Genomic DNA, 12,930 nt, shown 5'->3' on the forward strand with positions numbered 1-12,930 from the left:
ATGAAGGTTATTAATTTATCAGAACCATATGATCACCAGCTGATCGAACCAGGTCCGGTCATCCTGGCATTGGGCTTTTTTGATGGAGTTCACCGAGGACATCAGCGGGTTATTCGGGCAGCTAAGAAAGTGGCGCAAGAAAAAAATGCTAAGTTAGCAGTGATGACTTTTGATCGCTTTCCCAAAATCGCCTACCAAGGTCTAGATCCCCTGAAAATACGCTACCTGACAACAACTAAACGTAAGCTGGCTTTATTTGAACAGCTTGGGGCTGATTTGGCATATGTCGTGGAATTTAATGAAAAATTAGTTCCCATGCTCCCGCAAGAATTTGTCGATAAATACATTATTGCTTTGCACGCGATTGGAGCAGTTGCCGGCTTTGATTTCACTTATGGTAAACCGGAGATTGCTAACATGAAGACACTGCCAGATTATGCACAGGGGCGTTTTGAGGTTTTTGAAGTTCCAGAACTAACAGAAGATGCCGTCAAAGTTGGGACCACCCAAATCAAGCATTTGCTGGACCAAGGAAAAATTAGCGAGACCAACTTGCTATTAGGCTATCCTTTTGAGACAACAGGGCCGATCGTGCACGGGCAGGCACGGGGAAGGAAACTTGGTTTCCCGACGATCAATGTAGAAACAGATGCGCAGCAAAAATTGCCCGCGCTCGGTGTTTACGCCGTTAAAGTTCAGATAGGGACAGCCTGGTTTGATGGTATGGCATCCGTTAGTCATAATGAAACCTTTGGGCCGCAACAAGAAGTAACCGTGGAGATCAATTTATTTGACGTTCATCAAGATCTATATGGACAAGTTGCGCGAGTCCAGTGGTTTGAGTACTTAAGACCGTCATTTAAATTTACTGGAGCCCAAGCGCTTGTGGACCAAATGAAAAAAGATGAATCGCAATCGCGGGAACTTTTATTAGCGGTCACCCCATGCGAAAGTTTGCGTAAATAGATCTAAATTTCGGTTTGAAAAAACACTGACTTTCCTTGACGTTTGTGTGAATGTCGTGTATATTATTAGTTGACTTAGCACTCACGGGTGTTAAGTGCTAAAAAGAGGTGATCGTGATGCTCACACAAAGGCAATTGCTGATTTTAGAGACGATCATCCAGGACTATGCGAGTGTCGGCCAGCCAATTGGTTCGAAAAAACTACAAGAACAACTGCCGATGCATGTCAGTTCGGCAACGATTCGTAATGAGATGGCTGTTTTAGAACAAGCCGGGTATATTATGAAGGAACATTCTAGTTCTGGACGCGTTCCGTCTTTAAGCGGCTACCGGTATTACATTGATAATATTGTTAAACCGACCAAGCTCAAACATCAAGCACTAGCGAATATTCGAGCGGTTTTGTCGAGCAACTTTTCTAAGGTCGACGAGATCATTGCAACGTCAGCTAAGTTATTGTCAGAGATGACTGACTATACTGCCATTTCCTTGAAACCTGGTTCAAAAGACATCAAGTTGGAAGGATTCAGATTGGTGCCCCTAGGTACATCACAAGTGATGTTAATTATGGTGACCAATGATGGGACAGTTGAAAGTCAAATTGTAACTTTGCCAGCAGGGATCCACGGAGACCAGCTGGAAGCAGTTGTCCGTTTGATCAATGACAAAGTTGTAGGAATGCCGTTAACACAGATCAACTCTCAGCTGCGGCTCAATGCGCCTAAACTGCTGAATTACCTGCGCGGTTCACTTGGTTTGATCGATGTTTTTGACAATGTTTTGTCGCGTGCTGTCCACCAGCAGGTTTTCGTTGATGGTAAGAAAAACTTGCTCAATTACCTAACGGGCGATAATATCGAACAGGTCAAGTCGATTTATAGCTTAGTTGATCATGGAACAGCTTTCAGTGATCTTTTAGGGCAAGAACGTCAAGATATTGCAGTGCTGATCGGTGACGAGTTGGCCGATAATTTACTCAGCGATTACAGCGTGATCTCAGCTAAATATTTTGACGGTAATAATGGTGAAGGTTTGATCGCGATCTTAGGGCCAACGAATATGCAGTATTCAAAGGTCTTAGGATTAATGGATGCTTTCAGTATGGAACTATCTCGGCGGTTAAGCAGTTATTATCGCAACTTCAATGATTAAGAAAAGGGGTGTGGATTTGGCTGCAGAAGAAAAAAAAGAGCAGGAAAAACAGACTGAACCAAAGACAGCGTCTGTTCAAACAGACGAGAACAAAAAAGAAAATAAGCAGAAGAAATCTTCTAAAAAAGCTGCTCAAAAAGATGCACTGAAAGAAGCACAGGCGAAGATCGAAGAATTAGAGCAGAAGGTTGATGAAACTGAGGATAAATACTTGCGTGCCGAAGCGGAAATCGCCAACACGCAGACTCGCTATAAAAAAGAGCAGGAGCGCCTGCTTAAATATGCGGGCCAATCCTTGGCTCAGGCTATCTTACCAGCTATTGATAATTTATCTCGTGCCTTAGAGATCGATGTTGCTGATGAAAGCTCGAAGCAGTTGAAAAAGGGCGTGGAAATGGTTGCCAAAGATATTCGGCAGGCTCTTTCCAGTAATGATGTCACGCAGATCGAGGCTTTGGGTCAGAAGTTTGATCCGAAGTTCCATCAGGCAATTAAGACTGTGCCCGTTGAAGAAGGACAAGAACCGGAAACGGTCGTTCAAGTTTTCCAAGAAGGTTACTTGTTAAAAGATCGCGTTCTAAGACCGGCAATGGTCGTTGTTGCCCAGTAAAAAACGTTAAACACTATTAAAAATAAATTTTTAAGAGAGGTAGAATTGTATGTCAAAAGTTATTGGTATTGATTTAGGGACAACAAACTCTGCAGTTGCTGTTCTTGAAGGTAAAGATGCAAAAATTATTACTAATCCAGAAGGTAACCGGACTACACCATCCGTAGTTTCTTTTAAGAACGGTGAAACTCAGGTCGGTGAAGTTGCTAAGCGTCAGGCAATTACTAACCCAGATACTGTCTCTTCGATCAAGAGTCACATGGGAGAAGCTAACTATAAAGTTTCAGTAGCTGATAAGAGCTATACACCACAAGAAATTTCTGCAATGATTTTGCAGCACATCAAAGAATATGCAGAGTCCTACTTGGGCGAATCAGTGTCACAAGCTGTGATCACTGTTCCTGCTTACTTCAATGATTCTCAGCGCCAAGCAACTAAAGACGCTGGTAAGATCGCAGGTTTGAAAGTTGAACGAATCGTCAACGAGCCGACAGCTGCTGCTTTAGCTTACGGCTTGGATAAAACTGATAAAGATGAAAAAATCATGGTTTACGATTTGGGCGGCGGGACATTCGATGTTTCGATCCTCGAATTAGGCGATGGCGTTTTCCAAGTGCTTTCAACCAATGGGGATACTCACTTGGGTGGTGATGATTTTGACAACAAAATCATCGAATGGTTAGTTGATAACTTTAAACAGGAAAATGGTATTGATTTGTCAAATGACAAGATGGCTATGCAACGTTTGAAAGATGCTGCTGAAAAGGCTAAGAAAGACTTGTCTGGTATTAGTTCAGCACAGATCTCACTGCCATTTATCACTGCCGGTGACGCTGGCCCATTGCATTTGGAAACAACTTTGACACGCGCTAAGTTTAACGAATTAACTTCCGACTTAGTTGAAAAAACTCGTGTTCCAGTGCAAAATGCTTTATCCGATGCTGGTTTATCTAATGGCGACCTTGACGAAGTGATCTTAGTTGGCGGTTCAACTCGGATTCCTGCAGTTAAAGAGTTAGTTGAAAAAGAAACTGGACATAAGCCTAATGAATCAGTTAACCCTGATGAAGCCGTTGCTTTGGGTGCTGCTATCCAAGCTGGTGTGATCACTGGTGATGTTAAGGATGTTGTCTTGTTGGATGTTACTCCATTATCATTGGGAATTGAAACCATGGGTGGGGTCTTCACTAAATTGATCGATCGCAATACTACGATCCCAACATCTAAGTCACAAGTTTTCTCAACGGCTGCTGATAACCAGCCAGCTGTAGACATCCATGTCTTGCAAGGTGAACGTCCAATGGCTGCTGACAACAAGACTTTAGGCCGTTTCCAATTGGCAGATATTCCTGCTGCTCCTCGTGGTGTTCCGCAGATCCAAGTTTCATTTGATATCGATAAGAACGGGATCGTTAACGTTTCTGCTAAGGACTTGGGTACTAACAAGGAACAAAAAATCACGATCAAGAGTTCTTCTGGTCTATCAGATGAAGAAATCGATCGGATGGTCAATGAAGCTAAGGCTAACGAAGAAAACGATAAGAAACGCAAAGACGAAGTTGACTTGAAGAATGAAGTCGATCAGTTGATCTTCCAGACGCAAAAGACTTTGGATGAAGTCAAAGATAATCAAGCTGTTAGTGAAGATGAAACAAGCAAGATCAAAGATGCTCTTGAAGCTTTGAAGAAAGCACAAGAAGAAAACAATGTTGAAGAAATGAAGACTAAGAAAGACGACTTGACGAAGTTAGTTCAGGATATGTCTGTCAAACTCTATCAACAAGCGCAAGAAGCACAGCAAGCGCAAGGCGGAGATTCAGCTAATACGGATTCATCTTCTGATGATGATGGGACAGTCAATGGCGATTTTAAAGAAGTCGATCCTGACGACAAAAAATAATTAGTTGATCGTTATTGAAAAGTCAGAGTCCAAGATGGACTTTGACTTTTTATTTAAAAACAGATGTGATAAGCTTGAAGGATGTAAGACGAATCGATTTGGAGGACGGATATGGCTGAGCAAAGAGATCCATATGAAGTGCTTGGAGTTTCCAGAGACGCTTCTGCGGATGAAATTAAGAAAGCATACCGGAAATTATCTAAGAAATACCACCCTGATCTAAATAAAGATCCTGGTGCAGAACAGAAGTTTAAAGAAGTCAATGAAGCCTACGAGATCCTAGGTGACGAACAAAAGAAAGCCCAATATGATCAGTATGGTTCAACTGGACCGCAAGGCGGCTTTGGCGGCAACGGCGGCGGCTTTGGTCAAGGCGGTTTCGGTGACTTCGGCGGATTTGATGATATATTTGGTTCCTTCTTTGGGGGTGGACGCGCACGGCAACAGCCAAATGCTCCGACTCAAGGCCGTGACTTGCAATATGAGATGCAGTTGACTTTCGAAGAAGCTATTTTTGGCAAAAAGTCCACGATCGACTATACGCGTGAAGCACAATGCAAGGCTTGCGGCGGTGATGGTGCCAAAGGCAACAGCCGCCCGCAGACATGTTCGAAGTGCGGCGGCCGCGGCTTTGTTCAAGTTGAACGGCAGACTCCATTGGGTCGAGTAATGACTCAGCAGCAATGTGACCAGTGTGGCGGTACCGGTAAAGAAATCAAAGATAAATGTCCAGTTTGTCATGGCCGCGGTCATGTGGAAGAAAAACACGCGGTTGAGGTGACAGTACCTGCAGGTGTCGAAGATGGCAACCAGATGCGTCTCCAAGGACAAGGTGAAGCTGGACAAAATGGCGGCCCCTATGGCGACCTTTATATTGTCTTTTATGTTGCGCCAAGCAAAATTTATACACGTAAAGGTGCCGATATTTACTTGAATCAAAATATTTCGTTTACTCAGGCTGCACTGGGAGATGAGATCGAAGTAAAGACAGTTCACGGTAAAGTGACATTAACTATTCCCGCGGGCACGCAAACTGACACGACCTTTAAACTACGGGGTAAGGGTGCACCGCGCTTGCGCGGTAAAGGTAATGGTGACCAGAAAGTGACCGTTAAGGTTGTGACACCATCTAAGCTTAATAAGAAACAAAAGGAAGCTTTGCACGCCTTTGCAGCTGCGTCAGGTGAAAAACCAACCGGTGATGCTTCATTTTTTGATCGGTTTAAAAAATAGTAAATTGATAAGACTTGTTGGCGAAAGTTGACAGGTCTTATTTGTATACAAAAGATCAACTCCATTTGATTTTTGCAGATTCTTTCTTTAAACTGATATTAAGTACTGAAAAAATAGAATAATTGCGAGGAAATTAAAATGACTGTTTCTAATCATGCCCAACCACTAAATAATGATCCAGAGGTTTCACCTGTTAAAGCTTATATCGGCTGTTCCTGGTTTAATGACGAACAAGTTGCGCTGATGAATGCTGGTTTAAAAGCAATTGAAAGCAACCCAACTGTTAGTCGTAAATTTTCACATTATCCGTTAGACTTCCAGTACAAAGATCTCAATGTTACTGAGCACCCCGAAGTAATGGGGGATATTGAGTGGCAAGTGCAGACTTTTAGATCAGATATTGCTGGTATTCAAAGTTCTGACATCGGGATCATGCTGTATAATCCAAGTCAGATCGATGATGGCATCGCTTATGAATGCGGGGCTTTGGCAACAATGAATAAACCGGTCGTTGTTGTGATTCCTGATGAAGATACCAAACCGTTGAACCTGATGATCGCCTATGGTGTGACACGGATCATTAAACTTTCAGAATTAGCTGAGTTTGACTTTCGTCATATCACACTAGGTACCTATCAAGGTAGAGTATTTTAGACAATAACGTCTGATAGCATGATGTGAAAATGCATTGTGCTATTTATTTTGACCCGAAAGAAAAAAGTGAGGAGAACAAAAAAATGGACTTAAAATTAATTGAAACAGATCCAAAGCAGAAAGATTTTAGTCAAGTTGATGCTTTATATCAGCAGGCCTTTCCAGCCGATGAATTATATCCAGCTGAGCTTTTGAGAGCTCACTTAAATGACAAAAATGCAAAATTTTGGAGCATTTACGATCAAGCTAAATGGATTGGTTTTACTTATTGCATGACTGAAAAAGATTTAACTTACGTGGGTTTCTTAGCAATCAGTCCCGAGTTTCGCGGAACCGGATACGGCAGTCAAACGCTGAAGCTGATCAAAGAAAAATATGCCAACAACCGGGTTTGTTTACTGATTGAAGAAGTAGAACGTTCATATAGTGATTTTGAGGCTCGCAAAAAGCGTCTCTCTTTTTACCGCAAAAATGGTTTTCAATTAGCCGGCTTTAAAATCGTTGAATTAGGAGTAACCTATGATTTCTTAGTTGCAGTCGGTCAATCTTTGCGCAGCAGTGAATACTTAACCTTGATCAATAATTATACTGGCCCTATATACGCTAAGATTGTGAATTCACATACAGTAAAATGAACAAGATAGAATTGTGGCCATATTCTGAGGCAAAGTTTAAAAAAATTGTGATAATACTTTGAAAAAATAAGTTTAATGCGCTACACTTGATTTTGAACAATTTATTTCACAAAGCTAAAAAGAGAGAATTAAGCTAATTTTTGCTCAATGTCCAAAGATGCTAGTTATTTTTGACATTGTCAAAAGTAGAATTGGTGATAAGGGAGAGACCGAAAATGAAGAATGGTGCGGATAGAATAGTAGATGTGTTAACGGCCTGGGGTGTAGACCATGTTTACGGGATACCAGGCGATTCGATCGATACTACTGTTGATGGGATCAGAAGACAGGCGGATAAAGTTAAGTTTATTCAGGTTCGCCATGAAGAGGTTGGCGCACTCGCTGCTGCCGCTGAAGCAAAACTAACGGATAAATTGGCTGTTTGTTTATCAATTGGCGGACCAGGGGCGATCCATATGCTGAATGGCCTTTATGATGCTAAGATGGATCATGCACCGGTCTTAGCCTTGTTAGGACAAGTCGATTCGCATCTGCTGAATACGGGGTATTTTCAAGAGGTGAATACTCCGCACCTTTTTGAAGATGTCGCTGTTTACAACCGGTCGATCACCTCAGTTGACCACCTGGCAGAAATCGTTGATGAAGCCATTCAGACGGCTTATTCCAAACACGGTGTTGCTGTTTTGACAATTCCTGATGACATTCCACAACAAAAGGTTGCTGCAGCATTTCAGCCAAGTGCAGTCCCATTCCAGACGACCATTCCAACTGTTCCCGCTGATAAAGTAGCTGCAGCTGTTGATTTGTTAAATCGAGCCAAGGCACCAGTCGTTTTGTTTGGTACAGGGATCAAACATGCAAGTCAGACTATGCAGAAGTTTGTTGAGTATTACAAGTTGCCATTTATTCAGACTTTACCTGCCAAGGGGATCATTCCGGATGATCATCCAAATTCACTGGGACAAGTTGGAAAGCTGGGGACCAAGGCCGCTTATCGAGCTATGCAGAATGCCGACCTCTTGCTGCTGATCGGGACCAATTATCCATATACAGCTTACCTGCCAAAACCTGGTCGAGTTAAAAGCATTCAGATCAATCTAGAGGCAAGCCATTTAAATAAACGTTATCCAGCTGATATTGCGATCCAAGGTGATGCTGGTGCTGTGGTTGAAGAAATTTTAAACAGCAGCCTGCAGCCAACGGACGGTAAATTCTTAAAGGACAGTCAGGCTGCAATGGCAACTTGGAATGGCTGGGTCAAGGCTAAGACCGAGTTGAAAGGTTCACCCTTAGCACCGGAAGTGCTTTTCAATGAAATTAAAAATATTGCCGCTAAAGATGCAGTATTTGCAATAGATGTTGGAACGGCGACATCTTGGAGTGCTCGTTACTTGCCGGTTGGGCCAAGGCAAAGTTACACGATCTCTTCTTGGCTGGGAACTATGGGTTGCGCTCTGCCTGCAGCTATTGCTGCCTGCCAGGTATATCCTGAGCGGCAGGTGATCTCCATTAATGGCGATGGTGCTTTTGCAATGGTCATGGAAGACTTTGTGACTGCGGTTAAGTATCGGATGCCATTGATCAACATTGTGCTCAACAATGAAAAACTCGCCTTTATTGGCTACGAGCAGCAGTCTGCTGGGCAGTTGAATTACGCGATCGATCTGGCAGACATGGATTATGCCAAATTTGCCGAGGCAGCCGGCGGGATCGGGATCACAGTTACAAATAAACAAGAGCTGGCTAGTGCACTGAAGAAAGCCGCTCAGAGTAAAGATAAGCCAGTTTTGATCAACGCTTATGTTGCTGATGATGCTCCCTTGCCGGGTCAAATCGTGCTTGATGAAGCAAAAGGCTATACTAAGTTTGGGACACAGTTCTTAGCTAAATATAAAAAAATGCCGAAATTGCCGCCGATCAAGGATATCATGCGCCATTTCTTTTAAGATAGAAAATGAGAAAGCAGGAAGAGTCTTCCTGTTTTTTTCTCGCTAAAATCTAAAGTCGAAGTATCAATTTCAAACTATCTCTGGTAAGATAAGAATAAAATCTGTAAGTTCAAGGGAGCGATGTTTAGTTGAACTATCAACAATTGGATCCAGCGTTATGGCAAGCAATTTCTGATGAACAGACCCGGCAAGAAAATAATATTGAGTTAATTGCGTCTGAAAATATTGTTTCTCCTGCAGTTCGGGCTGCACAAGGTTCTATTTTGACTAACAAGTATTCCGAAGGTTATCCAGGCAAAAGGTACTACGGCGGTAATGAATATATCGACATCGTTGAAAATTTGGCTATAGAAAGAGCTAAGGAGCTTTTCGGAGCTGACTATGCGAATGTCCAGCCGCATTCAGGTTCTCAGGCAAATCAAGAGGTTTATGCTGCTCTATTAAAACCAGGTGACAAGATCCTAGGCATGGACTTGAATGCAGGCGGGCACCTATCACATGGTGCTGCGGTTAATTTTAGCGGTAAACTCTACCAGTCCTTTACCTATGGGCTGAATCCAGAGACTGAGTTATTAGACTATGAACAAATTTTAAAAATTGCACAAGAAGTCAAACCCAATTTGATCGTTGCTGGGGCTTCAGCCTACAGTCGTATCATCGACTGGAAGAAGTTCCGGGAGATCGCAGACGCTGTTGGTGCATACTTAATGGTCGATATGGCACACATTGCCGGTTTGGTAGCAGCTGGGTATCATCCAAGTCCAGTCCCATTTGCTGATGTTGTAACGACCACGACCCATAAAACTTTGCGCGGACCGCGTGGAGGATTGATCTTGGCTAAACAGGAATATGCTAAAAAGATCAATTCTGCTGTTTTTCCCGGCTCACAGGGCGGTCCCTTGGAGCATGTGATCGCAGGAAAGGCTGCAGCACTTTTCGAAGATTTACAGCCTGAGTTTAAGCAATATGCAGGTCAAGTGATCTCTAACGCCAAAGCAATGGCAGACGAATTTTCGCATTATGATCAAGTGCGTGTTGTTTCAGGCGGAACAGACAACCACTTAATGACTTTGGATCTTTCACGAACTGATCTAAATGGCAAACAAGCCCAGGAGCTTTTAGATAGCGTTTCGATCACAACAAATAAAGAGGCGATCCCAGCTGAAAAATTAAGTCCTTTTAAGACTTCAGGTATCAGATTAGGAACCGCCGCCATTACGACACGCGGGTTCAATGAAGAAGACTGTCGTCAGGTTGCTCGTCTGATCGTAGAGACGATCAGTGAACACGACCACCCGGAGAAATTGGCAGAGGTCAGGACCCAAGTTGCACAATTGACTGCGGCACATCCGATTGCGGATAAGGTTGCTGAAATTTCGTTTAAAGTAAATTAAAAAAATGTCCTGCTAAATTTTTGTTTAGCAGGACATTTTTTTAGCTGAAGTGTTTTCCCATGATTACTAAATCGAGTAATTTACCCTCGATCTCTGCAACTTGAGGTAATAATCCCCATTGGGAAAAGTTGCTTTTGGTAAAAAGGCGGATGCTAGGTTCGTTTTGCTTAAAAATAAAAGCCACAACATTTTCTAAGTCCAGCGCTTTTAGTTGTGTTTCTGCAAATTTCAACGCCTGACTGCCAATATGTTGACCACGAGCTTTTTGGTCAAGGTAAATGCTGATCTCTGCTGTATGTTGATATGCTTCTCTGCCGTAAAAAGGGGATAAATCAAGCCAGCCAATGATTTCTTGGTCAGACTTAATAACCCAGAGCGGGTATTTATCAGCAGTAAAACTATCAAACCAGGCTGTGCGTTCGGCTACTGTAACGGGGTGCAGGTCAGCTGTTACAGTCTGAAGAGAAATTGTCTGGTTGTAAATTGCAACGATCGTGGGTAAATCCTTTTTTTTAGCAAGTTCATAGCAAATTGTCATATACAAGTTTCTCCCTTTTTTAAGTTTGTTAGCTGCAACATTAGTTAGTGTAGCTTTGCAGTACTTACCAAAATTATAATATCAAAGCTGTTTTGGTTACAAGAAACAAATTACAATAAATTAACAGAGAATTGCGTTATACTAAAAAAAGTAAGAGGAGGAATGCTAGGATGCAAGCACAAGAAACAGTTTTGAATGACGGTTATAAGATCCCTCAAGTAGGCTTAGGAACTTACCAGCTTCGGGGAGGTCAAGGTTACCATCAAATTATTTCAGCTATTAAGGATGGCTACCGTTCAATTGATAGCGCGACTAACTATGATAACGAAGGTATTGTCGGCCAGGCTGTCCGGAATTCCGACGTACCGCGCGACCAGTTATTTATTTCGTCTAAGCTTCCCGGTAAGTACCATCATTATGATGATGCTTTAGGTGCAATCAAAGAATCTTTGGCCCGGATGAGCTTAGATTACTTTGATTTGTATTTGATCCATTGGCCGTTGCCAAAAAGAGGGCTGTATGTTGAAGCTTGGCAGGCACTGGTGACAGCACAAAAATTAGGCTTGATCAAGTCGATCGGTGTTTCTAACTTTGAGCCTGAGCACTTGGATCGAATTATTACTGCAACTGGAGTGACACCGGCAGTTAATCAGATCGAGATCCACCCTTATTGGATCAACACAAGTCGTGTAAAAGAAGATGCTAAGCGGGGAATCGTGACCGAAGCTTGGAGTCCGCTGGGACGCGGCAATTCGGCATTGAGTGAGCCCATTGTTAAAAAACTGGCTGAAAAATACGGCAAAAATGTTGGTCAGATTATTTTAAGATGGCACTTGCAAAGAGGGATCATACCTTTGCCGAAATCAACTAATTTGGAGCATCAAAGGGCAAATTTGGATGTTTTTGACTTTGAACTAACTACAGAAGAAATCAAGGCAATTAATCAACTTGATCGACCTGACGGCAGGATCGATGGACAAGATCCCAACGAGTACGAAGAGTTCGAATAGGCAGTAAAAACGCGTTATCTCAATATACTTGTATCATACAAATATATTGTGGTAACGCGCTTTTTTGTGATCAATGGATTGTTTGAAGCAAGCCCGAAATTTGGTAGTGCAGGTGCATCTTTTGCAAGAGATTGCTTTATTTGTCTCGTTGTTTTTAGCTGGGGGCATGTGCTGATCAGAGTTGATCGAGTAAGGCCGGAGCAGCTAATTTTTGGCTGAGATAGCTTTGCCAGTCCAGAGTTTCCGAGAGTTTTTGAGTCAAGATCGGTAAGATCCACTGGACGGTTGGTAATAATTTGAGGAGATGATGACCATTAAATTGTGAAAAGAAAAAATTTCTGCCATATAAAATTGCCAATGCCTTTTGAAATTCTGGGTCATTAACAGGCAATAGAAGCTGGTTGAGGTTATTTCTCTTACCAAGATACAATGGTGCTGCTAAAAAATCTGAATTTAAATCAAAGCTCAAACTTTTATGTGCCTTAGCTATTGCCGAAGGTAAACTAAGAGCACAAATTAAGCCTTTTTTTTCGAGCTCAAGCAAAAATTTGAGGAGACATAATTCACTAGTTGGTAATGAGAAAAATGCTTTTCGTTCAGACCGCAGAGATTCAGTCAATTTTTGGGGCAAGTGGAGCAAGTCAGCCGGATTGCCAAAGTCAAATTGTAACTGCTGCGCATTTTGTAACCAGAGAGGATGGTCAGCTGTGCGTAAAGTGAGCCATTTGTCATTTGACTCTAACAAAAAATACGCACTAGGATCATACGGGGCTACTATGTGTCAAGTAGACAGCTCAAATAATTAAAACCTATGCGATTTTCTGAACGGCATTATTCCGATATTCTGTTGGGGTCATGCCGTTTAGTGTTTCTTGACGACGTTTGTTATT

General features: G+C 42.4%; 12 protein-coding genes. 10 read left to right on the forward strand and 2 right to left on the reverse strand.

Annotated elements, in window-relative coordinates:
- From ribF to glyA, 9 genes are all read left to right on the forward strand, one after another.
- Nucleotides 1-966: a riboflavin biosynthesis protein RibF gene (gene ribF / locus LFYK43_RS03035; RefSeq protein ID WP_124975308.1), complete on the forward strand. Its 966-nt coding sequence runs from the start codon at nucleotides 1-3 to the stop codon at nucleotides 964-966.
- Between the two features lie 116 nt (nucleotides 967-1,082).
- Nucleotides 1,083-2,117, forward strand: coding sequence for a heat-inducible transcriptional repressor HrcA (hrcA, locus tag LFYK43_RS03040; RefSeq protein WP_124975310.1), 1,035 nt, complete (start codon nucleotides 1,083-1,085; stop codon nucleotides 2,115-2,117).
- Nucleotides 2,110-2,727 carry a nucleotide exchange factor GrpE gene (grpE, locus tag LFYK43_RS03045; protein WP_124975312.1) on the forward strand — a complete coding sequence of 206 codons (618 nt, stop codon included), beginning with the start codon at nucleotides 2,110-2,112 and terminating at the stop codon, nucleotides 2,725-2,727. Before hrcA ends, grpE begins: the two co-directional genes overlap by 8 nt.
- A gap of 49 nt (nucleotides 2,728-2,776) precedes the next feature.
- On the forward strand, nucleotides 2,777-4,627 hold the full coding sequence (gene dnaK / locus LFYK43_RS03050; protein WP_124975314.1) for a molecular chaperone DnaK: 1,851 nt from the start codon (nucleotides 2,777-2,779) through the stop codon (nucleotides 4,625-4,627).
- A gap of 111 nt (nucleotides 4,628-4,738) precedes the next feature.
- Nucleotides 4,739-5,860, forward strand: coding sequence for a molecular chaperone DnaJ (gene dnaJ / locus LFYK43_RS03055; protein WP_124975316.1), 1,122 nt, complete (start codon nucleotides 4,739-4,741; stop codon nucleotides 5,858-5,860).
- Between the two features lie 138 nt (nucleotides 5,861-5,998).
- Complete coding sequence (locus LFYK43_RS03060) at nucleotides 5,999-6,514, forward strand: nucleoside 2-deoxyribosyltransferase (protein ID WP_124975318.1); 516 nt, start codon at nucleotides 5,999-6,001, stop codon at nucleotides 6,512-6,514.
- A gap of 83 nt (nucleotides 6,515-6,597) precedes the next feature.
- Entirely contained in the window at nucleotides 6,598-7,149 is a 552-nt protein-coding gene (locus LFYK43_RS03065; protein ID WP_124975320.1) for a GNAT family N-acetyltransferase, read from the forward strand.
- Between the two features lie 215 nt (nucleotides 7,150-7,364).
- Entirely contained in the window at nucleotides 7,365-9,095 is a 1,731-nt protein-coding gene (locus LFYK43_RS03070) for a pyruvate oxidase (protein ID WP_124975322.1), read from the forward strand.
- A 131-nt stretch (nucleotides 9,096-9,226) separates the two neighbouring features.
- Nucleotides 9,227-10,492, forward strand: coding sequence for a serine hydroxymethyltransferase (glyA, locus tag LFYK43_RS03075; RefSeq protein WP_124975324.1), 1,266 nt, complete (start codon nucleotides 9,227-9,229; stop codon nucleotides 10,490-10,492).
- A 40-nt stretch (nucleotides 10,493-10,532) separates the two neighbouring features.
- On the opposite strand, the gene LFYK43_RS03080 is transcribed toward glyA, so the two are convergent.
- Complete coding sequence (locus LFYK43_RS03080; protein WP_124975326.1) at nucleotides 10,533-11,030, reverse strand: GNAT family N-acetyltransferase; 498 nt, start codon at nucleotides 11,028-11,030, stop codon at nucleotides 10,533-10,535.
- 170 nt (nucleotides 11,031-11,200) lie between these two features.
- Here LFYK43_RS03080 and LFYK43_RS03085 point away from each other — a divergent pair, with 170 nt between their 5' ends.
- Nucleotides 11,201-12,040: an aldo/keto reductase gene (locus LFYK43_RS03085; protein WP_124975327.1), complete on the forward strand. Its 840-nt coding sequence runs from the start codon at nucleotides 11,201-11,203 to the stop codon at nucleotides 12,038-12,040.
- Nucleotides 12,041-12,215: 175 nt separating this feature from the next.
- Here LFYK43_RS03085 and LFYK43_RS03090 read toward each other — a convergent pair whose 3' ends face one another.
- On the reverse strand, nucleotides 12,216-12,785 hold the full coding sequence (locus LFYK43_RS03090; RefSeq protein ID WP_124975329.1) for a hypothetical protein: 570 nt from the start codon (nucleotides 12,783-12,785) through the stop codon (nucleotides 12,216-12,218).
- Between the last annotated feature and the right edge of the window lie 145 nt (nucleotides 12,786-12,930).

It is taken from the genome of Ligilactobacillus salitolerans (assembly GCF_003864415.1).
Classification (GTDB): Bacteria; Bacillota; Bacilli; order Lactobacillales; family Lactobacillaceae; genus Ligilactobacillus; species Ligilactobacillus salitolerans.